The organism is Streptomyces sp. NPDC057099 (genome assembly GCF_042671245.1).
GTDB lineage: Bacteria > Actinomycetota > Actinomycetes > Streptomycetales > Streptomycetaceae > Streptomyces > Streptomyces purpurascens.
The window spans coordinates 120,232-143,541 of record NZ_JBHUTX010000003.1 but is presented as its reverse complement, the minus strand read 5'-3'; the positions used below and the strand labels follow the sequence as shown (position 1 = coordinate 143,541).

18 protein-coding genes are annotated in these 23,310 nt (G+C 70.9%); 13 read left to right on the top strand and 5 right to left on the bottom strand.

The genetic code is table 11. From position 1 onward, the window contains the following. Position 1: 1 nt before the first annotated feature. Complete coding sequence (locus tag ACFT4A_RS05330; RefSeq protein ID WP_382826168.1) at positions 2-829, top strand: PaaX family transcriptional regulator C-terminal domain-containing protein; 828 nt, start codon at positions 2-4, stop codon at positions 827-829. Here the strand turns inward: ACFT4A_RS05330 and ACFT4A_RS05325 are convergent. The 4 genes from ACFT4A_RS05325 to ACFT4A_RS05310 are packed head-to-tail and all read right to left on the bottom strand — an operon-like array spanning position 820 to position 4,610. Further along, positions 820-1,275, bottom strand: a complete 456-nt coding sequence (locus ACFT4A_RS05325) for a MaoC family dehydratase (protein WP_382826166.1) — start codon at positions 1,273-1,275, stop codon at positions 820-822. The genes ACFT4A_RS05330 and ACFT4A_RS05325 overlap by 10 nt on opposite strands. 14 nt (positions 1,276-1,289) lie before the next feature. Further along, complete coding sequence (locus ACFT4A_RS05320) at positions 1,290-2,795, bottom strand: long-chain fatty acid--CoA ligase (RefSeq protein WP_382826164.1); 1,506 nt, start codon at positions 2,793-2,795, stop codon at positions 1,290-1,292. A 10-nt stretch (positions 2,796-2,805) separates the two neighbouring features. Beyond that, positions 2,806-3,681: an amidohydrolase family protein gene (locus tag ACFT4A_RS05315; RefSeq protein ID WP_382826163.1), complete on the bottom strand. Its 876-nt coding sequence runs from the start codon at positions 3,679-3,681 to the stop codon at positions 2,806-2,808. An 11-nt stretch (positions 3,682-3,692) separates the two neighbouring features. After that, positions 3,693-4,610, bottom strand: coding sequence for an SDR family oxidoreductase (locus tag ACFT4A_RS05310; protein WP_382826161.1), 918 nt, complete (start codon positions 4,608-4,610; stop codon positions 3,693-3,695). 197 nt (positions 4,611-4,807) lie between these two features. Between ACFT4A_RS05310 and ACFT4A_RS05305 the strand changes: the two genes are divergently transcribed. From ACFT4A_RS05305 to ACFT4A_RS05275, 7 genes are all read left to right on the top strand, one after another. Continuing rightward, positions 4,808-5,233, top strand: a complete 426-nt coding sequence (locus ACFT4A_RS05305; RefSeq protein ID WP_382826611.1) for a MarR family winged helix-turn-helix transcriptional regulator — start codon at positions 4,808-4,810, stop codon at positions 5,231-5,233. Positions 5,234-5,313: 80 nt separating this feature from the next. Further along, positions 5,314-6,660, top strand: coding sequence for an MFS transporter (locus tag ACFT4A_RS05300; protein ID WP_382826159.1), 1,347 nt, complete (start codon positions 5,314-5,316; stop codon positions 6,658-6,660). Then, complete coding sequence (locus ACFT4A_RS05295) at positions 6,657-8,027, top strand: alpha/beta hydrolase family protein (RefSeq protein ID WP_382826157.1); 1,371 nt, start codon at positions 6,657-6,659, stop codon at positions 8,025-8,027. The genes ACFT4A_RS05300 and ACFT4A_RS05295 overlap by 4 nt, the downstream gene beginning before the upstream one ends. Further along, entirely contained in the window at positions 8,024-8,854 is an 831-nt protein-coding gene (locus tag ACFT4A_RS05290) for an IclR family transcriptional regulator (RefSeq protein ID WP_382826155.1), read from the top strand. Before ACFT4A_RS05295 ends, ACFT4A_RS05290 begins: the two co-directional genes overlap by 4 nt. A 66-nt stretch (positions 8,855-8,920) precedes the next feature. Further along, on the top strand, positions 8,921-12,175 hold the full coding sequence (locus ACFT4A_RS05285) for a hypothetical protein (RefSeq protein WP_382826153.1): 3,255 nt from the start codon (positions 8,921-8,923) through the stop codon (positions 12,173-12,175). A gap of 4 nt (positions 12,176-12,179) precedes the next feature. Next, a complete protein-coding gene (locus tag ACFT4A_RS05280; RefSeq protein ID WP_382826151.1) occupies positions 12,180-13,208 on the top strand; it encodes a hypothetical protein in 1,029 nt (342 codons plus the stop codon). Positions 13,209-13,309: 101 nt separating this feature from the next. Next, the gene (locus ACFT4A_RS05275; protein WP_382826149.1) at positions 13,310-14,704 is read left to right on the top strand and encodes a glycoside hydrolase family 16 protein; all 1,395 of its coding nucleotides are present in this window, start codon (positions 13,310-13,312) and stop codon (positions 14,702-14,704) included. Positions 14,705-14,756: 52 nt separating this feature from the next. On the opposite strand, the gene ACFT4A_RS05270 is transcribed toward ACFT4A_RS05275, so the two are convergent. Further along, the gene (locus tag ACFT4A_RS05270) at positions 14,757-15,644 is read right to left on the bottom strand and encodes a helix-turn-helix domain-containing protein (protein ID WP_382826147.1); all 888 of its coding nucleotides are present in this window, start codon (positions 15,642-15,644) and stop codon (positions 14,757-14,759) included. Between the two features lie 166 nt (positions 15,645-15,810). Here ACFT4A_RS05270 and tkt point away from each other — a divergent pair, with 166 nt between their 5' ends. The 5 genes from tkt to pgi are packed head-to-tail and all read left to right on the top strand — an operon-like array spanning position 15,811 to position 23,310. Further along, on the top strand, positions 15,811-17,886 hold the full coding sequence (tkt, locus tag ACFT4A_RS05265; protein WP_382826145.1) for a transketolase: 2,076 nt from the start codon (positions 15,811-15,813) through the stop codon (positions 17,884-17,886). 19 nt (positions 17,887-17,905) lie between these two features. Beyond that, positions 17,906-19,051, top strand: a complete 1,146-nt coding sequence (gene tal / locus ACFT4A_RS05260) for a transaldolase (RefSeq protein ID WP_382826144.1) — start codon at positions 17,906-17,908, stop codon at positions 19,049-19,051. Continuing rightward, positions 19,048-20,721: a glucose-6-phosphate dehydrogenase gene (gene zwf / locus ACFT4A_RS05255; protein WP_382826142.1), complete on the top strand. Its 1,674-nt coding sequence runs from the start codon at positions 19,048-19,050 to the stop codon at positions 20,719-20,721. The genes tal and zwf overlap by 4 nt, the downstream gene beginning before the upstream one ends. Next, the gene (gene opcA, locus ACFT4A_RS05250) at positions 20,718-21,653 is read left to right on the top strand and encodes a glucose-6-phosphate dehydrogenase assembly protein OpcA (RefSeq protein WP_382826140.1); all 936 of its coding nucleotides are present in this window, start codon (positions 20,718-20,720) and stop codon (positions 21,651-21,653) included. The genes zwf and opcA overlap by 4 nt, the downstream gene beginning before the upstream one ends. Continuing rightward, positions 21,646-23,310 carry a glucose-6-phosphate isomerase gene (pgi, locus tag ACFT4A_RS05245; RefSeq protein WP_382826138.1) on the top strand — a complete coding sequence of 555 codons (1,665 nt, stop codon included), beginning with the start codon at positions 21,646-21,648 and terminating at the stop codon, positions 23,308-23,310. Before opcA ends, pgi begins: the two co-directional genes overlap by 8 nt.

Genomic DNA, 23,310 nt, shown 5'->3' with positions numbered 1-23,310 from the left:
CGTGACCGGTGAAGAGTCGCTGCGGCCCCAGTCCCTCATGCTGACGTTCCTGGGCGACCAGGTGCTCGGGCGCGACGTGTGCGTGTACTCGGGCAGCGTCATCGACGTGTTCGCCCGCGCCGGGATCGGCGAGCAGGCGACCCGCTCGACGCTGACCCGCATGGTGGGCCGTGACCTGCTGCGCCGCCAGCGTGAGGGCCGCCGGATGTACTTCGGGCTGACCGAGCGCTCGGAGGCGGTGCTGCGCGACGGCGAGCGGCGCATCTGGCAGACCGGCGCCGTCAACCGGCACTGGGACGGCACCTGGACCCTGCTCGGCTTCTCCCTGCCCGAGTCCTGGCAGCGCCAGCGCCACGACCTGCGCTCCCAGCTGACCTGGAGCGGCTTCGGACCGCTGTTCAACGGGCTGTGGATCGCCCCGGGCGAGGTCGACGTGTCGGCGCTGGTCGCCGAGCTGGGCCTGTCCGCCCATGTGAAGGTCTTCCGGGCCCACGCGGACACCGGCATGGACATCGGCCAGATGATCGAGGAGACCTGGGAGCTGTCCGACCTGGCCGGGCACTACGAGGCGTTCGTACGACGCTGGCAGCCCTGGGAGGACGATCTGCCGGACGCCGACGACGCCCTGGCCCTTCGGCTGCGCCTGCAGACCGAGTGGCTGCGCATCGTCCGGCGCGACCCGCGCCTGCCCGTCAAACACCTCCCGGACGACTGGCCGGCGGACCAGGCCGAGAAGACGTTCCGGTCCGTGCACGACCGGCTGTCACCGCTCGCGCGCGACGCCTCGGAACGCCTGCTCGACCTGGTGCCCGCGCGGTCTCAGGCGTAGAACCGCGACAGGCTCTGCAGCACCGCCGCCGGCTTGGCGCCGCCCTCGATCTCGATGGCGCCCTCGACGGTGATCTGTACGCCGCCGGGCACCTCCTCGACCTCGGCGAGCCTGGCCGTCAGCCGGATGCGGGAGCCGACCTTCACGGGGGAGGGGAAACGCACCTTGTTGAGGCCGTAGTTGACCTTCGTCGTCACGCCCTGGACGTCCAGCAGTTCGGTGAAGAGCGGGATGAAGAGGGAGAGTGTGAGGTAACCGTGGGCGATGGGGGCGCCGAAGGGGCCCTCCTTGGCCTTCTCGGGGTCCACATGGATCCACTGGTGGTCCCCGGTCGCGTCGGCGAAGGTGTCGATCCGCTCCTGTGTGACCTCGATCCACTCGCTGGTGCCGAGGTCGCTGCCCGCGAGCTTCTTCAGTTCGTCGAGGCCGTTGACGGTGATGCTCATTCAGCGTTCCTTCGCTAGGAGTTGGTGCCGTAGCGCTTGCGCACACGGGACTTCAGGAGCTTTCCGGAGGCGGTGCGCGGGAGTGCGTCCGCGACGACGACCGACTTCGGGATCTTGTACTTGGCGAGGTGTCCCGCGAGCGAGGCGAGCACCTCGTCGGGGTCGAGCGCGGCGCCCTCGCGGGGGACGACGACCGCGCGCGGCACCTCGCCCCACTTGTCGTCCGCCACACCGATGACCGCGCACTCGACGATGTCCGGGTGGGCGAGGAGCCGGTCCTCGATCTCGGCGGGGTAGATGTTCTCCCCGCCGGAGATGATCATGTCCTTGATGCGGTCGACGATGTGGACGTAGCCGTCCTCGTCGACCTGGGCCGCGTCGCCGCTGCGGAACCAGCCGTCCACGAAGGACGCGGCCGTCTCCTCGGGCAGCCCCCAGTAGCCGGGCATGACGTGCGGTCCGCGCACCACGACCTCCCCGACCTCGCCGACGTCGACCGGCGCGAGGTCCGGCCGTACGACGCGTACGTCGCTGAAGAAGTGCGGCACGCCCGCCGAACCCGCCTTGCTGACGGCGTGCTCGGCGTCGAGGAACAGCGTGCCGGGCGCGGCCTCGGTCATGCCGTAGCCCTGGAGGAAGGTCAGTCCGCGCTCCTGGTAGGCCGCGATCAGCGGGGTGGGGACCGGGGAGCCGCCGCAGGTCAGGATCCGCAGCGAGGAGAGGTCCGCCCCCGGCCAGCGCGGGTGCCTGGCCACCTGGTCGAACATCGTCGGCACGCCGAACATGAAGGTGATCCGGTGCCGCTCGATCAGGTCGAAGGTGGCGTTCGGGTCGAAGGCCTCGACCAGGACGCAGGTGCCGCCCTTCAGCAGGACCGGGAGCGTCAGCATGTTCAGGCCGGCGGTGTGGAACAGCGGGGCGGAGACCAGGGCGCGTTCGTCGGCGACCAGGTCGTGGTCGATGAGGACGTTGACCGCGTTCCAGGTGAGGTTGCCATGGGTGAGCATGGCGCCCTTGGGGCGGCCGGTCGTGCCCGAGGTGTACATGATGATGCAGGTGTCGTCCGGAGCGACCGGTGTGTCGATGGGCTCTTCGGAGGCCGACGCCAGCGCCTCCTCGTACTCGGCACCCACCTCGGCGTACGTCCGCACATCCGTGCTGCCCGGCAGGCCCGCGACCAGGCCGGAGTGCGAGGGGCCGTAGACGAGGGCCTTGGCGCCGGAGTCGGCGAGCTGGTAGGCGATCTCGGGGCCGGCCAGGCGCGTGTTGAGGGGGACGAAGACCGCGCCGAGCGTGCCGGCCGCGAACAGGGTCTCCAGATAGGAGGGGTGGTTCGGGCCGAGGTAGGCGATGCGGTCGCCGCGCCGGATGCCCCGCTCGCGCAGGGCGTGGGCGAGGCGGGTGGTGCGCTCGTACAGGCCGGCGTAGGTGCGGGTGGTGTCGCCGTGGATCAGGGCGGTGCGGTGCGGGGTCTTGCGGGCCCGGCGTGCGGGCCATGACCCCAGTCCCTCGTTGCGCATGTCACGCCCCTTACGGTTTCGTCAGCCCGAGCAGGCGGGCGGCGTTCTCCTTGAGGATCTTCGGCCGGACCTCTTCCTTGATCGTCAGCTTGTCGAAGTCGGCGAGCCAGCGGTCGGGGGTGAGGACGGGGAAGTCGGAGCCGAAGAGGACCTTGTCCTTCAGCAGGGTGTTCGCGTACTGCACGAGCTGCGGCGGGAAGTACTTCGGCGACCAGCCGGACAGGTCGATGTGCACGCCCGGCTTGTGCGTGGCGACGGCCAGGGCCTCGTCCTGCCAGGGGAAGGACGGGTGCGCCAGGATGATCTTCAGATGCGGGAAGTCGGCGGCGACGTCGTCCACGTGGAGGGGGTTGGAGTACTTGAGGCGGATGCCGCCCCCGCCGGGCACACCGGCCCCGATGCCGGTCTGGCCGGTGTGGAAGAGGGCGATGGTGCCGGTCTCCTCGATGACCTCGTAGAGGTCGTAGGCAACCGAGCGGTCGTTGGGGAAGAAGCCCTGGATGCTGGGGTGGAACTTGAAGCCCTTCACCCCGTACTCCTCGACCAGGCGGCGGGCCTGCTTGACGCCCGCCTTCCCCCGGAAGGGGTCGATGGAGGCGAAGGGGATGAGGACGTCGGCGTTGGCGGCGGCGGCCTCGGCGACCTCCTCGTTGGGGACGGGCGGGGTGCCGGTGGCGGACTCGGCGTCGACCGTGAAGATCACGGCGGCCATCTGCCGCTCGCGGTAGTACGCGGCGGTCTCCTCCAGGGTCGGCTTCCGCTTGCCCTCGACCTTGAAGTAGGCGGAGGAGGCGTCGTGCAGGTCGTCGTCCAGCGAGGAGTGGCCCTTGGAGGACACCTCCGCGTGGGTGTGGACGTCGATCGCGACGAGGTCGTCTGCGTTCATCGAGGGGGCCATCACGCCTCCGGGAACTTCGGCGCCGGGATGCCGACCGACTGGGGTTCGGCACCGACCGAGGTGGGCCAGGCGTCGGCCAGGGCGCCGGGGGTCCAGCCGCCGTCGGCGTACGCCGCCCTGACCTCCTGCGGATGCGACCAGAGTGCCACCTTGTCGCCGCCGATGCCGATGGCCTGGCCGGTGACGCCCCGGGCGGACTCGGAGGCGAGGAAGGGGACCAGGGCCGCGCAGTCCTCCGGGGTGCCGAAGCCCTCGCCCTTGCGCAGGAAGTCCGGCAGCGGCTCGCCGTCGCGCATGGCCTCGATGTACGGGGCGAAGGCCGGGATCGTCTCGGTCATCGCGGTCGCGGCGACCGGCACGATCGCGTTGACGGTGATGTTCGCGCGGGCCAGCTCCATGGACCAGGTGCGGGCCATCGCGGCGATGCCGGCCTTGGCTGCCGCGTAGTTCGTCTGGCCGAAGTTGCCGCGCTGCCCGGCCGGGGAGCCGACCAGGATCAGCGAGCCGCCCTCGCCCTGCTCGCGCATCCGTACGGCGGCGGCGCGGGCGCAGGTGAAGGTGCCCTTGAGGTGGGTGGTGATCACCGCGTCGAAGTCCTCGTCGGTCATCTTCCACAGCACCTTGTCGCGCAGGATGCCCGCGTTGGTGACGAGGACGTCCAGCCGGCCGAACTCCTCGACCGCGCGGTTCACCAGCCGCTCGGCGGCCTCGGAGCTGCCGACCGGGACGACCTCGGCGACGGCCTTGCCGCCCACTTCCCCGATGGACTTCACGGCCGCCTCGGCCACGGCCTCGTCGACGTCGTTGACCACCACGGAGGCGCCGTGGGCGGCCAGGGCATGGGCGTAGGCGAGGCCGAGGCCCCGCCCGCTTCCGGTGACGACGGCGACCTTGCCGGAGAGATCGATGCTGGGCACGGGTGGGTCCCTTCACGAGCTGATGCGGGTGGTGCGGCTTCGAGATCGAAGCTAAGAGCAATAATTGTTGACGTCAATAGTTGTTGATGACCCACGGGTGCGAGATGCTGGGGATCCCAGGAAGCACCGAGCACAGGGAGCCCGTCATCGCACGCCAGAACGTCACCCCGAAGCCCATCGACGCGCACGAGCCGTGGATGCGCGGGCTGCACGCCGACACGGGCTATCTGCTGTACCGCCTGGGCCTGCGCTCGGGGCAGCTCTTCAACGCCTGCCTCCAGGAGTCGGGGGTGCGGCTGCGCCACTACGCGGTGCTGCGCTTCCTCGCCACCACCGAGGGCGCCCTCCAGCGCGAGCTGAGCACCCGGCTCGGCTACGACCCGAGCGCCATCGTCGGCCTGGTCGACGACCTGGAGAAGCTGGGCTTCGCCGAGCGCCGCCCCTCCCCCGACGACCGCCGCAGCCGGATCGTCGTCCTGACCGAGAGCGGCCGCGCGTTCCTGCGCGACACCGACGAGGCCGGACTGCGGGTGACCAACGAACTGCTGGGCCCGCTGGAGGACGCCGAGCGGGAGACGCTGCACGCGCTGCTGCTGCGGATCGCGGAGGACGGCCTGAACTGATGTTGTGCAAATGATTGACTGCTGCACGATGGATGCATAACTTCACGGGCTATCCGAGACCCGTCCCCAGGGAGCTCCCCGTGCAGCCATCCCCCTCAGCCGCTCAACCCGCCCCGGATTCACGGCAGTTGCGCCGCGTGGCCATCTCCGGCCTGCTCGGCACGACCGTCGAGTTCTACGACTTCCTCGTCTACGGCACGGTCGCCGCGCTCGTCTTCGGCGACCTGTTCTTCCCCCAGGCCGACCCGGCGGTCGGCACCATCGCGGCGTTCGGGACCTTCGCCGCGGGCTATCTCGCCCGTCCGCTCGGCGGCATCGTCTTCGGCCACTTCGGCGACCGGATCGGGCGCAAGTCGATGATGCTGGCGACCATGGTCATGATGGGCCTGGGCAGCTTCCTCATCGGCCTGCTGCCCACCTACGACGCGATCGGCGTCTGGGCCCCCGTCCTGCTCGTCGCGCTGCGCGTCGTGCAGGGCATCGCGATCGGCGGCGAGTGGGGCGGCGCCATGCTGATGGTCGTCGAGCACGCCGAGAGGACGCAGGGCTCCCGTCGCGGTCTGTGGTCCAGCTTCACCCAGCTCGGCGCCCCGCTCGGGTCCGTGCTGTCGGCCGGTGTGGTCACCCTCGTCGCCGGACTGCCCGACGACGACTTCCGCTCCTGGGGCTGGCGGGTGCCGTTCCTGCTGAGCATCGTGCTGCTGGCCGTCGGGCTGTTCGTGCGCCTCAAGGTCGCGGAGAGCCCGCTGTTCGCGCAGGCCAAGCGCGAGCCGGTGGACAAGCCGCCGATCGTGGAGCTGCTGCGCCGCCCGAAGCCCGTGCTGCTCGCCGCGTGCGTCGGCATCGGCGCGTTCACCACCCAGTCGCTGCTGACGAGCTTCATGATCTCCTACGCCGTCGACGAGGGGTACACCCGGCCGCAGGTGCTGACCGCGGTGACCGTCGCCTCCTGCGTGGCCCTCGCCGTCCTGCCCGCCGCGTCCGCGCTGTCGGACCGGGTCGGCCGCCGGCCCGTCGTGCTCGCCGGCGCCCTCGCCTCGGCCGCGCTCGCCTTCCCCGTACTGGCCCTGGTCGACTCCGGCTCGCCCGGCCTGCTCATCCTCGCGCTCGCCCTCGGTCACGGTGTCGCCCAGTCCACGATGTACGGGCCGCTCGGCGCCCTGCTCACCGAGATGTTCGGCACCCGCGTCCGCTACACCGGCGCCTCCCTCGGCTACCAGGCGGCCACCCTGATCGGCGCCGGCTTCTCCCCGCTGATCGCCGGCAGCCTCCTCGCCTCGTACGGGGGTGGCAGCACTCCCGTCTCGCTGCTGCTGTGCGCCGGCGCGGCGATCACCGCCGTCACCGTGTGGCGGCTGCGCGAGACGCACACCGACGCCCTGGACTCCCCCGCCGCGACCCCCACTCTGGAAGGAACCCCGCGTTGAGGATCCGCCTCGCCCTGCTGACCACCTGCCTGTCCCTGGCGACGGCCCTGCCCGCGCAGGCCGCCGACGCCGGCGACAGCCGTCTGGAGGGCAAACTCCCCTCCGGCGCCGCGTACGTGATGGACGTACCCGCGTCCTGGAACGGCACGGTGCTGCTGTACAGCCATGGCTACTCCCCGGCCGGGGCCCCCAACCCGGCCCAGAACACGCCGCGTCCGGCGGTCCGCGACAAGCTGCTGGCCGAGGGCTACGCCCTGATCGGCTCCTCGTACGCGACGAACGGCTGGGCGATCACCGAGGCGGTGCCCGACCAGCTCGCCACGCTGGACCTGTTCACCGAGAAGTTCGGACCGGCCAGTCGGACACTCGCCTGGGGCACCTCCTACGGCGGCTTCGTCACCACCATGCTCGCCGAGCGGCACGCAGACCGCTTCGACGGCTCGCTGTCGATGTGCGGGCTGGTGCAGGGCGGCGTCGCCAACTGGAACAGCACTCTGGACCCGGTGTTCGCGCTGCGCACGCTGCTCGCCCCGGGCTCCGGCATCCGGCTTGCGGGGTTCGCCGACCAGGCGGAGGCGGTCGCCGCCGCCAAGTCGCTCACCACGAAGGTCGACGCCGCCCAGCAGACCCCGCAGGGCCGGGCCCGGATCGCTCTCGCCGCCGCGCTGCACAACATCCCCGGCTACAACGACGCCGCGCAGCAGAAGCCGGGCCCCACCGACTGGGGGACCCAGCAGTCCAACCAGTTCACCGCCGTCCGGGGGCTGCTGCAGATGCCCGCCTTCAGCTGGCGGCAGGAGGCGGAGAGCCGGGCGGGCGGCAACCCGTCCTGGAACACCGGCGTCGACTACACCGCCCTGCTCGGCCGGTCCCCGCTGTACAAAGAGGTGACCGAGCTCTACAAGGAGGCGGGACTGTCCTTGCGCGGCGACCTCTCGGCCCTCGGCCGGGCCCCCCGGATCTCCGCCGACCCCTCGGCCGTGGGGTGGATGCGGAACACCAGCGTGCTCTCCGGCCGGCTCACCGACCCCCAGCTCAACATCCACACCACGGGTGACGCGCTGATCCCGGTGCAGGCCGAGAGCGCCTATCGGCGGGCGGCCACGGCCGGCGGCTCCGCGGGGCTGCTGCGCCAGGCGTACGTCGACGGCCCCGGCCACTGCACCTTCACCACCGGCGAGACCCTGGCCGCCCTGGACACCCTGGAGGACCGCCTGGACACGGGCCGCTGGGACGTGTCGCCCGGCACGCTCAACTCCCGTGCGGGGCAGGAGGACCCGACGACCGCGGCCCGCTACGTCCCCTACCGCCCGAGCGCCTACCCCCGCCCCCACGACCTCGCCCACCCGGGAGACAACCGGCCATGACCGGCCCCACCGCGCCCGACCGGCTGCTGTCCGTGCTCGGGGCCTTCGACCACGAGCACCCGGCGCTGTGCCTGACGGACATCAGCCGGCGGGCCGGGCTGAGCCTGACCACCGCCCACCGGCTGGTGGGCGCGCTCACCGAGTGGGGCGCCCTGGAGCGGGACGAGTCCGGCGTCTACCACGTCGGGCTCCGGCTGTGGGAACTCGCCGCGCTCGCGCCGCGCGGCCTCGCCCTGCGGCAGATCGCGCTGCCGTATCTGGAGGACCTGTACGAGGCGACGCACGAGAACGTGCAACTGGCCGTGCGGGACGGGTCCGACGTCGTCTACATCGAGTGGCTGTCGGGCCGGTCGGCGGTCGGCGTGCACATACGCGTCGGCGCCCGCTGGCCGCTGCACGCCACCGGCGTCGGGCTCGCCCTGCTGGCCCACGGCGCCCCACGGTTCCAGCAGGAGTACTGCGCGGGCGACCTCGCGTCCTTCACGTCGTACACGATCACCGATCCGGCAAGGCTGCGGCGGGAACTGGCCGAAGTACGCCGCACCGGAGTCGCGGTGAGTGACCGTCAGATCACGGACGACGCCCTGTCGGTGGCCGCCCCGGTACGGGCGGCGGACGGCACGGTGACCGCCGCCGTGTCCATCGTGGTCCCGCATGCCGACGCCCAGGTGCCCGTGCTGGCCCCCGCGGTGCGGGTGGCGGCGCGGGGGATCTCACGGGCCCTGGGGTGGCAGCCGGAGCGAGCCAGGGGCGGAGTGCGCGGCGAGGACGGGGAAAGCACTCGTCAGAGTGAACTTCCGTCCGGTCAGCGGCGAACGACCGCATAGTGAGGTGAAAGGGAGGCGCGGAATCGGGACGCGACCAGTGCCCCGCCCTCCCGACGGGGGGTCACCATGGAGCCGCTCTTCCGCCTCGCCCTGCTGCGACCCGCGATCGCACCGGAACCCGACGACACCGGCATCGAACTGGCGCAGCAGACGGACTTCCAGCGGGCGCTGACCGCCGCGGCCGGCGCGGCGGACCCACGCACCGAACTGCGGCGCGTGGTGGGCGAGTACGTCGCCGGCCCACTGTTCGTCGGAAAGCCCGAACAGGCTCCGCTGGCCAAGGAGACGGCCAAATTCGTGGCCGCGCTGGACCGGCTGCCCGCTCTGACGAGGCCTGTTGCCGACGCCCGCCCGGAAGCCGCCGCGCCGCACCCGCCCTCGCTGCGGGACACGGTGATCGCCGCCGTCCGGGACGCGTTCGGCGCGGCCCCGGCCGATGTCGTGCAGGGCGCGCCGTACAAGGAGGCGGTGGCCCGGCTCCGGGACAGCGTGCTGGCCGTCAAGTACCTGCCCGCCGAGCACACCAGGCCCCTGGAGGAACTGGTCCGCCGGCTGCGCCACCTGGAGATCGTCGCCCGCCTCGTGACGCACACCGCCTTCCCCGCCGCCCCGCGGGAGCTGCGGCGGGCCCGCAGGCGTCCCCTGCGGCTGCCGGGTGCCACGGGCCTCGAACCCGTGCTGTCCACCGTCGAGGCCGAGCGCAGGCGGCGGGAGAAGGAGGCCGAGGCGGCCGGGGAGCGACGCCAGCGCGCCGAGCGACTGCTCACCTTCTTCCGGCAGTTGCGCACCGCCATCGATGAGCTCACCGGACTCGGCGGTGAGCACTTCAGCGTCTCCCCGCAGAACCGGTCGGAGCAGGTGCTGCCGCCGCCCGAGTACACCCCGCCCGCCGAACTGGCCCGCCAGATCACCTTCCACAAGCTCCTCTCGGAGGCCAACCTGCGGGCCTTGGCCGGAGGCACCGGCACAGGCGGAGGCACGGGCGGCGGGACCGGAACAGGCGGCGGAAGCGGTGGCGTTCTCGGCGAGGCGGGGCCCGAAGCGGAAGGCGGCACCGCGCGAGCGGCGGCCGAGGAACCCGCTCCGAACCCCCCGGAGCCCACCGTCGTGGCGGGAGCCGCCCAACTCGCCGGGCAGGTCTTCGGCGCCAGGCCCGACCTCCTCGCCGGCACCCCCGGCTTCGTCCCGGCCCTGCTCAAGGATCTCGGCTTCCGGCTCCTGCCGGCGGCGGTGCAGCAACTGTCGGAGGCCACCCGGGCCCTGCTCACGGCACGCGGCATCGACATCACGGCCCAGCCTCTGGACCGCGTCGTCGCCCTCCTCCAGAGCGAGGCCGACCGGACGGCGGCAGACCTGGAGAAACTGTTCGGCAAGCCGGTCAAGCGCAGCGTGCGACGGCTCGGGGACACACTGGTCACGACCTCCACACCGGTGCCGTCCGTCTGGAACGCGATCAGCATCGGGGACCTGGACCCGGTCGAGCAGATCCCCCTGGAGGCAGAACCCCTCCCGACCACGCGGGGCAGTGTGAAGCCGTCCGGGGTCGCCGACCTGCTCGTGGTCCGCCAGCAGCTGATCGGCTACGAGGGCGCCGACGTCGCCCACATCGAGAACGTCCTCAAGGGCGAGACCAAGCTGCGCGAGCACACCCGGCGCGAGGAGACCGAGCAGACCACCGTCACCGAGACGGAGACGATCACCTCCGAGGAACGTGAGCTGGAGTCGACGGACCGCTTCGAGATGACCAGGGAGGCCAGTGCGGTCATCAAGGAGGACGCGGCGCTGAAGGCAGGCCTGACCGTCACCGGCAAGTACGGCCCCACGGTGGAGTTCTCGGCCTCCGTCGAGGGCTCCGTCTCCCGGTCGAAGGAGGAGGCGACCAAGTCGGCGTCCACCTTCTCCCAGGACGTCACCCAGCGCAGCGCCTCCAAGATCTCCGAGCGGGTACTCCAGCGCACCACCCTGCGGATCACCACCGAAGTCACCGAGAAGAACACCCACACCCTCGACAACAGCCCCGGCATCGACCACATCTCCGGGGTCTACCAGTGGGTCAACAAGATCTACCGCGCACAGATGTACAACTACGGGCTGCGCACCATGTTCGACTTCATGATCCCGGAGCCCGCCGCCTTCCTCATCCACACCCTCCAGTCGGCCCACGCGGGAGCCGTCCAGGTGGACAAGCCGCCGGCGTTCACCCTCCATGCCAACAAGATCGACGAGACCAACTACCACTACTGGGTGCAGGTGTACCAGGCCACGGACGTCACTCCGCCGCCCGAGATGTACCTGACCAAGTCCTTCGACTTCAAGGCGGGCGGCGGGGACAGCAGGACCAACTACAACCACTCCGGCCAGGTCACCCTCGACGAGGGCTACCAGGCGTTCCAGGCGTCCGTGGCCCGCCTCTGCAACATCTGGGAGGGCTACCACTCCCTCGACGTCGCCGTGGGCCGCCGGACCCATCGGTTCGGCCCGGACGACCACTGGGTGTGGATCACCATGCTGGACGAGGAGCAGAGCTCGATCCCGGTCGCCGTCGACAGCTTCCGCCTCTCCCAGGTCTCCGTCGCGATCGAGATCAAGTGCCGGCGCACCGAGCGCGCGATGGAGAAGTGGCGGGCGGAGACCCACGCCAAGCTGACCACCGCCTACCGCGCCCGGCTCTCGGAGTACGAGGAGAAGGTCGCCGCTCTGACCTTTCAGGCGGGCGTCGCCATCGAGGGCCGCAACCCGCTGGCCAACCTGGACCTGATCGCCCACGAACTGCGCAAGAGCTGCGTCAGCATCCTGACCGAGCAGCACTTCGACCTCTTCGACGCGATGAAGGGCGAGCCCGGCCAGGTCCCGCAGTTCGACATCGACGAGGCCGCGGTGGAAGGCGCCTACGTCCGCTTCTTCGAGCAGGCCTTCGAGTGGGAGCATCTGACGTGGGTCGCGTACCCGTACTTCTGGGGCCGTAAGAGCGAATGGGACGAGCGCCTGGCCTACGACGACCCCGACCCGTTGTTCAACCAGTTCCTCAAGGCCGGGTACTGCCGGGTCACGGTCCCCGCCCGCCTCGGCTTCGAAGGCGCCATCGACCACTTCATGCAGTTCGGCGAACTGTGGGACGGCGGCCCGCTCCCCACCGTCTCCAGCCCCCTCTACCTGCCGATCGCCGACGAGATCGCCGAGCGTCTCGACCGCCCGGGCGACGAGATCCCCCAGGGCGACCCCTGGACGGTGCGCATCCCCACCAACCTGGTGCGGCTGCGCGCGGACGACCGGTTGCCCCGCTGGGTGCAGAACTCCGAGGGCGAATGGGTCGAGGACTGAGGCGATGAAGCACTTCGTACTGGTGGCGGGCTGCAAGCTGCCGCCCAAGCAACTGCCGTTCCGGGCCTATTGCGAGAACCGGGTCCGGCAGCATGTGGCGGCCAACAGGGCCAAGGAGGACCTGGTCTTCCAGATCCTCGACGTGGAGAGCGGGGAGGTCGTCGTCCGGACGTTCACCTACCCGGGAGGAACACGGACCGAGTCGGTGGCCGCTGTCCGCTCCTTCGAGCGCGTCACCCGCGCCCACTACAACGGCCGCCTCTTCGGTGAGGGCCACCCCGACGTGATGTCGGCGACCGATGTCTACGCGGCCGTACGGAGCATCGGAATCCGCGCTCCCGGCACCCTGATGGAGCTCAGCTTCTTCTCCCACGGCTTCGCCGGCGGCCCGGTCCTGGTCGACAGCATGGACGACGGCCAACTGGAAGAGCGGAACGCCCAGGGCCAGCTCGAGGCCCAGCCCCTGGGCATGCGCCGCGACCCCGAGGACAAGGATCCGCGCCCGAAGGACTTCCACCAGGCCAACATGGGGCCCGAGGAACTCGCCGCCTTCCGCGCGGCCTACCACCCCGACGGCATCAACTGGAGCTGGGGATGCGCGTTCACCCCCAACGCCAACGAGATCCTGCACCATCTGGAGCACCACCCCGACTACCGGTCCTCCGGCCTGCCCGACGACAAGGTGCTGGTCTTCCGCACCTTCACCCCGTCGAACCTCGCTCACCTCAACTCGTTCCTCCCCCTCTCCCTTCCCGACCACCGGAAGGTGGAGATCACCTTCGGCGAGCTGAAGCGGTACATCCGCAACCAGATCCTGGCCTCCTACGGCCACGCCCTCGCGGTCGCCTCCGGCCGCAGAACCTTCGGCGCCCTGGTCGGCACCTACGCCGAACCCGATCACGGCCCACGCCCGCTGATGCACGTCAACCACAACTTCAGCAGGCATTTCGCCTTCTACAGGAACTACTTCAGCTTCACCTTCGACCCCGAGCGACGGTGGTACGGCGCCTACGAACCGGGCTTCACCCAGTGAACGGCCTTCTCTGCTGTACCTCTTGACGACCCGGATGCCGTGGAGCACATTGACGGCACTTTGAGAGCGCTCTCACCCCTCCACTCGAGAGGCATCCCCCCATGAGCGATTCCTCCCGCACCTCCCACAGACGCCGCCCCTTGCGGCGGGCGTTCGTCGCCCTCGTCAGCACGCTCGGTCTCGCGGCGGCGGCCACCACCGCCTCCGCCCCGGCCGCGAACGCCTCCGCCCCGCCGCCCCCGTCGGGCTGGACGCAGCTGTTCGTGGACGACTTCAACGGCGCCGCGGGCAGCGGCGTCAACACCTCCCACTGGCAGTACGCGACGGGCAAGGGCTACCCGGGCGGCCCGGCCAACTGGGGCACGGGCGAGATCGAGACGATGACGAGCAGCGCGGACAACGTCTCCCTCGACGGCAACGGCAACCTCCGCATCACCCCCCGGCGGGACGCCGCCGGGAACTGGACCTCCGGCCGCGTCGAGACCAACCGCACCGACTTCCAGCCCCCGGCCGGCGGCACACTCCGCGTCGAGTCGCGCATCCAGGTGCCGAACGTCACCGGGGCAGCGGCGAAGGGCTACTGGCCCGCCTTCTGGATGCTGGGCGCCCCCTACCGCGGCAACTACTGGAACTGGCCGGCCGTCGGCGAGCTGGACATCATGGAGAACACCCAGGGCATGAACACGGTGTTCGCGACCATGCACTGCGGCACCTCGCCGGGCGGCCCCTGCAACGAGACCAGCGGCATCGGCAGTTCGACCACCTGCCAGGGCACCACCTGTCAGGCCGGCTTCCACACCTACCGGATGGAGTGGGACCGCTCGACCGGCGTCGAGGAGATCCGCTTCTCCCTCGACGGCGTCAACTTCCACACCGTGCGCGCCAACCAGGTCGACGCGACGACCTGGAAGAACGCCACCGACCACGGCTTCTTCGTCATCCTGAACGTCGCGATGGGCGGCGGCTTCCCCGACGCGTTCGGCGGCGGCCCGGACGCCGGGACGCAGCCGGGCCACTCGATGCTCGTCGACTACGTCCAGGTGCTGTCGTCCGGCGGCGGCACCACGCCCCCGCCGACCGGCAACCGCGACGCCTACTCCGCCATCCAGGCCGAGTCGTACGACGGCCAGTCCGGGGTGAGCACCGAGACGACGACCGACTCCGGCGGCGGGCAGAACATCGGCTCGCTGGCCAACGGCGACTGGCTGCACTTCAAGGGCGTCACCTTCGGCTCCACGGCGGCCCGGCAGTTCAGCGCCCGGGTCGCGAGCGGTGCGACGGGCGGTGTCAGCGGGCTGGTCGAGGTGCGGCTGGACAGCCGTAGCAACGCGCCCGTCGGGAGTTTCGCGGTGGGCGGCACCGGGGGCTGGCAGTCGTGGCGGACGATCCCGGCGAACATCAGCTCCGTGACGGGCACGCACGACGTGTATCTGACCTTCACCAGTGGTCAGCCGCAGGACTTCGTGAACGTCAACTGGTTCACCTTCGGGCACTGACGACTGCTCGACAGGGGGCCCCACGCGCGCGTGGGGCCCCTTTTCGCCGTCCTCAGCGCAGGTCCGCCCGGAAGACCGCCGGCGTCTGGTCCGTGTGCTGGTGGAAGAACTTGGAGAAGTTCGCGGCGTCGGGGAAGCCGACCGCCGCGCCGACCCGGCCGATCGGCAGGTCGGTGTGGGCGAGGAGCCGCTTGGCCTCCAGCACGACGCGCTTGTCGATGAAGGCCTTGGGGGTGTCGCCGGTGGCGGCGCGGACCGCGCGGACCAGGGTGCGACGGGAGTAACCGAGCGCGTCCGCGTAGGCGCTGACGCTGTGGTTGGTGGCGAAGTCCCGCTCCACGGCGTCCCGGAAGAGCGTGAAGGTGGAGTCCGACTGCCGGCGTACCGACTCCGCCGCACTCGCGGCCAGATGGGCGAGCCGCAGCAGAAACGCCGTCAGCGAGTGGCGCAGGACGGCGGTGTGCAGGCTGAGCGGCAGCGTGGCCGTGTCCTCGTACTCGCGCCGCAGGTGGTCGAGCGCGGCGCGCAGCCCGGCGAGCTCGGCCGCATCGGGACGCAGCAGCGGCGGCAGGTCGTAGCGGTACAGGCCGGTGGCCTCCACGGTCGCGCGGGGCAGGAAGCCCGGCTGCATGGTGAGCACCGTTCCGCGGTACTCGCTCGTCCGCGAGAAGCGGTGGACCTGCCCCGGGCGGATCCACAGCAGGTCACCGGCCCCGGCCTCGTGCTCGGTGAAGTCGACCATGTGCCGGACCGGGCCCTCGGCGAACAGCATCACGACATGGAAGTCGATGCGGTGCACGCGCTCCAGTGGCGCGTCGGCGTGCCAGGTGCGGCCGGTGCCCATCGGGCCGACCTGCATGCCGACACCGCCGACGCTCAGCTCGACCGGAAAGGGGAACGTTCTGATCCCGTCGCCGTCTTCGATGGTTCTGTCCGCCATGTCCGCCATGTCTGCCTCGCCTTGCCCCGTTCGCGCCCCGCGCTGCCTCGGGGTGTCCCACTTTCACCACACCCTGGCACACGGCGACCTTCCGTCGAAAAAGTCAGACTTTTAATTTTGAACACGTCAGACCAGCCACTTCGCTCCTATCGAGGACTTCTTGAAGATGAGCACGCAGACAGCGGACAGCTTCGAATGGACCGAACTCGACCGGCGTGCCGTCGACACCGCCCGTCTTCTGGCGGCGGATGCCGTCCAGCGGGTCGGCAACGGCCACCCCGGCACCGCGATGAGCCTCGCGCCGGCCGCCTACACGCTCTTTCAGAAGGTGATGCGGCACGACCCCGCCGACCCGGAGTGGGCCGGCCGTGACCGCTTCGTCCTGTCCCCCGGCCACACCTCGCTGACCCTGTACACGCAGCTGTACCTCGCGGGCTACGAGCTGGAGCTGGACGACCTGAAGGCGTTCCGTACGCACGGCTCGAAGACGCCGGGCCACCCCGAGTACGGGCACACCGCGGGCGTGGAGACCACGACCGGCCCGCTCGGCCAGGGCGTCGCGAACGCGGTCGGCATGGCGATGGCGGCCCGCTACGAGCGCGGCCTGTTCGACCCGGAGGCCCCGCAGGGCGAGTCGCCCTTCGACCACACCGTCTGGGCCATCGTCTCCGACGGCGACCTCCAGGAGGGCGTCTCCGCCGAGGCCTCCTCGCTGGCCGGCCACCAGAAGCTCGGGAACCTGGTCTTCCTCTACGACGACAACCACATCTCCATCGAGGGCGACACCGCGACCGCCTTCTCCGAGGACGTGCTGAAGCGGTACGAGGCGTACGGCTGGCATGTGCAGCGGATCGAGCCGCAGGAGGACGGCGACGTCGACGTACGGGCGCTGGACGCGGCCCTGAGGGCGGCTCAGGCCGAGACCGGGCGCCCCTCGATCATCGCGATGCGCACGATCATCGCCTGGCCCGCCCCGAACGCCCGGAACACCGAGGCCTCCCACGGCTCGGCGCTCGGCGAGGACGAGGTCGCCGCGACCAAGCGCCTGCTCGGCTTCGACCCGGAGCAGACCTTCGAGGTCGCCGACGAGGTGCTGGCCCACACCCGCGGGGCCCTGGACCGGGGCGCCGAGGCGCGCACCGCCTGGGACAAGCGGATCGCCGCCTGGCGCGGTGACAACCCGGAGCGGGCCGTCACCTTCGACCGCGTCAGCAAGGGCGAGCTGCCCGAGGGCTGGGAGGACGCCCTGCCGGTGTTCGAGCCGGGCAAGGCGGTCGCCACCCGGGCCGCGTCCGGCAAGGTCCTCCAGTCGCTCGGCACGGTCGTCCCCGAGCTGTGGGGCGGCTCGGCCGACCTGGCCGGTTCGAACAACACCACGATCGACAAGACGTCGTCGTTCCTCCCGAAGGGCAACCCGCTGCCGGAGGCGGACCCGTACGGCCGGACGATCCACTTCGGCATCCGCGAGTTCTCCATGGCCGCGGAGATGAACGGCATCGCGCTGCACGGCAACACCCGCGTCTACGGCGGCACCTTCCTGGTGTTCTCCGACTACATGCGCAACGCGGTGCGGATGTCGGCCCTGATGCAGCTCCCGGTGACCTACGTGTGGACGCACGACTCGGTCGGCCTGGGCGAGGACGGCCCGACCCACCAGCCGGTCGAGCACCTGGCCGCGCTGCGGGCCATCCCGGGCCTGAACGTCGTACGCCCCGCCGACGCCAACGAGACCGCCATCGCCTGGGCCGAGATTCTCAGGCGGCACACCACCGACCCGGCCCCGCACGGTCTCGCGCTCACCCGCCAGGGCGTGCCCACGTACGAGCCGAACCCGGACGCGGCGCGCGGCGGCTACGTCCTGGCCGATTCCTCGACCGAGGTGCCGGACGTGGTGATCGTCGCCACGGGCTCCGAGGTGCAGCTGGCCGTCGCCGCGCGCGAGGCCCTGGAGGCCGAGGGGGTCGGCACCCGGGTGGTGTCGATGCCGTCGGTGGAGTGGTTCGAGGAGCAGCCGAGGGAGTACCGCGAGCGGGTGCTGCCGCCGTCCGTGAAGGCCCGGGTCGCGGTCGAGGCCGGTATCGGCCTGACCTGGCACCGGTTCGTGGGGGACGCGGGACGCATCGTCTCCCTGGAGCACTTCGGCGCCTCCGCCGACGCCAAGACCCTGTTCGCCGAGTTCGGCTTCACCCCCGAGAACGTCGCCGCCGCGGCCCGCGAGTCCCTCGCCGCCGCGCGTGACTGACCCGAACGCCCGAAAGAAGATGATCACTGTGACCGAAGCGACCGCGAGCGCGGGAGCACTCAAGCGCCTGTCCGACGAGGGCGTGTCGATCTGGCTCGACGACCTGTCGCGCCGGCGGATCGAGTCCGGCAACCTGGCCGAGCTCGTCGCCGCGAGGAACGTCGTCGGCGTCACCACCAACCCGTCCATCTTCCAGGCCGCCATCGGCTCGGGCGAGGGCTACGAGGCGCAGCTCGCCGACCTGGCGGTGCGGGGCGTCACGGTCGACGAGGCCGTCCGGATGATGACCACCGCCGACGTCCGCGCCGCCGCCGACGTCCTGCGGCCGGTGTACGACGCCACCGGCGGCCGGGACGGCCGGGTCTCCATCGAGGTCGACCCGCGCCTCGCCCACGACACCACGGCGACCGTGGCCGAGGCCCGGCAGCTGGCCTGGCTGGTGGACCGCCCCAACGTGATGATCAAGATCCCGGCGACGAAGGCCGGCCTGCCGGCGATCACCGAGGTGATCGGCGCGGGCATCAGCGTGAACGTGACGCTGATCTTCTCGCTGGAGCGCTACCGCGAGGTCATGGACGCCTATGTCGCCGGCCTGGAGAAGGCCCAGGCGGCCGGTCTCGACCTGTCGGACATCCACTCGGTGGCGTCCTTCTTCGTCTCCCGCGTCGACTCCGAGATCGACAAGCGGCTGACGCTGCTGGGCACGGACGAGGCCCTCGCGCTGAAGGGCCGGGCGGCCCTGGCCAACGCGCGGCTCGCCTACGAGGCGTACGAGCAGGTCTTCGCCGCGGCCCGCTGGCAGGCGCTGGGCGGGGCCCGCGCGAACCGGCAGCGCCCCCTTTGGGCCTCCACCGGTGTGAAGGACCCGGCATACAAGGACACCCTGTACGTGGACGAACTGGTCGCCCCCGGCACGGTCAACACCATGCCGGAGGCCACGCTGAACGCCGTCGCCGACCACGGTGACGTCCAGGGCGACACGGTCACCGGCGGATACGCCCAGGCCCGCGCCGACCTGGCGGCCGTCGAGCGGCTCGGCATCGGGTACGACGAGGTGGTGCGGCAACTGGAGAACGAGGGCGTGGCCAAGTTCGAGGTGGCCTGGCAGGACCTGCTGGACGCGGTCACCAAGTCCTTGAACGACAAGGGAGTTGACGCGGAATGAGCGAGGGCATCCCCCAGACGGCCGAACAGGAGACCAAGGGGACCAAGGAGGAGAAGGAGGCCGTGGCGGCCCAGGAGGCGGCCGGGGTCGAGCGGACCGGGGTGAGCGGCACGGCCGAGGCCCGCCCGCGCCCGGAGTTCACCGAGGCCGACTTCGTCAATCCCCTGCGCGACGCGCGCGACCGCCGGCTGCCCAGGATCGCGGGCCCGTCCGGGCTCGTCATCTTCGGCGTGACCGGCGACCTGTCCCGCAAGAAGCTGATGCCGGCCGTGTACGACCTGGCCAACCGCGGTCTGCTGCCGCCGGGCTTCTCGCTGGTGGGCTTCGCCCGCCGGGACTGGGAGGACCAGGACTTCGCGCAGGTGGTGCACGACGCCGTCCGTGAGCACGCCCGGACCCCGTTCCGCGAGGAGGTCTGGCAGCAGCTCTCCGAGGGCATGCGGTTCATCCCCGGCGACTTCGACGACGACACGGCGTTCAAGCAGCTGCGCTCCGCCGTCGAGGAGCTGGACGCCTCCCGGGGCACCAGCGGCAACTACGCCTTCTACCTCTCGGTGCCGCCGAAGTTCTTCCCGAAGGTCGCCCAGCAGCTGAAGAAGCACGGGCTGGCGAACGCGCCCGAGGGCTCCTGGCGCCGCGCGGTCATCGAGAAGCCGTTCGGGCACGACCTGGAGTCGGCCGAGGAACTGAACACGATCGTGCACGACGTGTTCGACCCGGAGCAGGTCTTCCGGATCGACCACTACCTCGGCAAGGAGACCGTCCAGAACATCCTGGCGCTGCGCTTCGCCAACCAGATGTTCGAACCGATCTGGAACCGGTCATACGTCGACCATGTGCAGATCACCATGGCCGAGGACATCGGCATCGGCGGCCGGGCCGGGTACTACGACGGCATCGGCGCCGCCCGTGACGTCATCCAGAACCACCTGCTCCAGCTGATGGCGCTCACCGCGATGGAGGAACCGGCCGCCTTCGACGCGGCGTCGCTGCTCACCGAGAAGCTGAAGGTGCTCCGGGCCGTGCAGCTGCCCCAGGACCTGGGGAAGAACACCGTCCGCGGCCAGTACGCGGCGGCCTGGCAGGGCGGCGCGAAGGTCGGCGGCTATCTGGACGAGGACGGCATCGACGCCTCGTCGAAGACCGACACGTACGCCGCGATCAGGCTCCAGGTGGACAACCGCCGCTGGGCGGGCGTCCCGTTCTACCTGCGCACCGGCAAGCGGCTCGGCCGCCGGGTGACGGAGATCGCCGTGGTGTTCCAGCGGGCCCCGCACTCCCCCTTCGACTCCACCGCGACCGAGGAGCTGGGCGCCAACGCGATCGTCATCCGCGTCCAGCCGGACGAGGGCATGACGGTCCGGTTCGGCTCCAAGGTGCCGGGTACGTCGATGGAGATCCGGGACGTGACGATGGACTTCGCCTACGGCGAGTCGTTCACCGAATCGAGCCCGGAAGCGTACGAACGGCTGATCCTTGACGTCCTCCTGGGCGACGCCAATCTGTTCCCCCGTCACCAGGAAGTGGAAGAGTCCTGGAAGATCCTCGACCCGATCGAGCGGTACTGGGCCACGCACGGCAGGCCCGCGCAGTACCAGTCGGGCAGCTGGGGACCCGCGGAAGCCGACGAGATGCTCGCACGAGACGGACGGAGCTGGCGCAGGCCATGAAGATCGACCTGACCGACACCACGGCAAGCAAGATCAACAAGGCGCTGGTGCAGGGGCGCCGGGCCATCGGCACTCCCGCCGTGGGCATGGTCCTGACGATGGTGATCGTCACGGACGAGGAGAACGCCTACGACGCGATCAAGGCGGCCGAGGAGGCCTCGCACGAGCACCCCTCGCGCACCCTGGTCGTCATCAAGCGGCAGGCCCGCACCCCGCGCGATCGCACCCAGTCCCGGCTGGACGCCGAGGTCCGGGTGGGCGCCGACGCGGGCACCGGCGAGACGGTGGTGCTGCGGACCTACGGCGAGGTGTCCGACCATGCCGACTCGGTGGTGCTGCCGCTGCTGCTGCCGGACGCGCCGGTGGTGGTGTGGTGGCCGGTGGAGGCCCCTGAGGTGCCTTCGAAGGACCCGCTCGGGGCGCTGGCCCAGCGGCGGATCACCGACCTGTACGCCGTCGAGAACCCCCTGGCGACGCTCCAGAACCGGGTCCGCTCCTACGCGCCCGGCGACACCGACCTCGCCTGGACCCGGCTGACGCCCTGGCGTTCGATGCTGGCCGCCGCGCTGGACCAGGCCCGGGCACGGATCACCTCGGCGGCCGTGGAGGCCGAGGCCGAGAACCCGGCCGCCGAGCTGCTGGCCCGCTGGCTGGAGGCGCGACTGCACGTCCGGGTCGACCGGGTGGTCACCGCCGGGCCGGTCGTCACGGCGGTACGCCTGGGCACCGAGAACGGCGAGATCGTCATCGACCGCCCCGAGGGCCCGCTGGCCACGCTGACCCTGCCGGGCCAGCCCTCCCGCACCCTGGCACTGAAGGTCCGTGCCACCTCCGAACTCATCGCCGAGGAGCTCAGGCGCCTCGACGCCGACGAGATGTACGCCATCGCCCTGAACGGCGAGGCCACCGAGGAGACCCCCGCTCATGTCTGACTCCCCCTCCGGCTCCCCCGAGCTCACCCGGCGGCCCGAGTGGACCGCCCTGGAGGACCACCGCACGGACACCCTGCCGCAGCCGGACCTGCGTGAGCTGTTCGCCGCGGACCCGGGGCGCGCCGAGCGCTATGTCGTGCGCGTGGGCGACCTGCGCATCGACTACTCCAAGCACCTGGTCACCGACGAGACGCTGGCCCTGCTCCAGGAGCTGGCCGGCGCCACCGACGTGTTCGGGCAGCGCGACGCCATGTTCCGCGGCGAGCGGATCAACGTCACCGAGGACCGGGCCGTGCTGCACACCGCGCTGCGCGCCCCCCGGGACACGGTGATCGAGGTCGACGGCGAGAACGTCGTCCCGGGCGTGCACGCCGTGCTCGACAAGATGGCCGGCTTCGCCGACCGCGTCCGCTCCGGGGAGTGGACCGGCCACACCGGCAAGCGCATCCGCAACGTCGTCAACATCGGCATCGGCGGATCGGACCTGGGCCCGGCGATGGCGTACGAGGCGCTGCGGCCGTACACCGCGCGGGATCTGACGTTCCGCTTCGTGTCGAACGTGGACGGCTCCGATCTGCACGAGGCCGTGCGCGACCTCGACCCGGCGGAGACGCTGTTCATCGTCGCGTCCAAGACCTTCACCACCATCGAGACGATCACCAACGCGACCTCGGCGCGCTCCTGGCTGCTCAAGGGCCTGGGCGGCGACGAGAAGGCGGTCGCGAAGCACTTCGTGGCGCTCTCGACGAACTCCGAGAAGGTCGCCGGGTTCGGTATCGACGTCGACAACATGTTCGAGTTCTGGGACTGGGTCGGCGGCCGCTACTCGTACGACTCCGCGATCGGCCTGTCGCTGATGATCGCCATCGGCCCGGACGGTTTCCGCGAGATGCTCGACGGCTTCCGCATCGTCGACGAGCACTTCCGCAACGCCCCCGCCGAGGCCAACGCCCCGCTGCTGATGGGCCTGCTCGGCATCTGGTACGGCAACTTCCTCGACGCCCAGTCGCACGCCGTCCTGCCCTACAGCCACTATCTGTCGAAGTTCACCGCCTACCTCCAGCAGCTCGACATGGAGTCCAACGGCAAGTCGGTGGACCGCGAGGGCCGTCCCGTCCAGTGGCAGACGGGGCCGGTGGTGTGGGGCACGCCCGGCACCAACGGGCAGCACGCCTACTACCAGTTGATCCACCAGGGCACCAAGCTCATCCCCGCCGACCTGATCGGCTTCGCCCGGCCCGTCGCCGAGCTGGGCGACGAACTGAAGGCGCAGCACGACCTGCTGATGGCCAACCTCTTCGCCCAGGGGCAGGCACTCGCCTTCGGCAAGACCGCCGAGGAGGTGCGGGCGGAGGGCGTGCCCGAGGAGCAGGTGCCGCACCGCACCTTCCAGGGCAACCACCCGACCACGACGATCCTGGCCGCCGAACTGACCCCGTCGGTCCTGGGCCAGCTGGTCGCCCTCTACGAGCACAAGGTGTTCGTGCAGGGCGCGGTCTGGAACATCGACTCCTTCGACCAGTGGGGCGTCGAGCTCGGCAAGGTCCTCGCCAAGCGCGTCGAGCCCGCCCTGACCGAGGGCGCGGATGTCCCCGGTCTCGACCCGTCCACGGCCGCGCTGGTGGCCGCCTACCGCAATCTTCGGGAAGTGAACTGA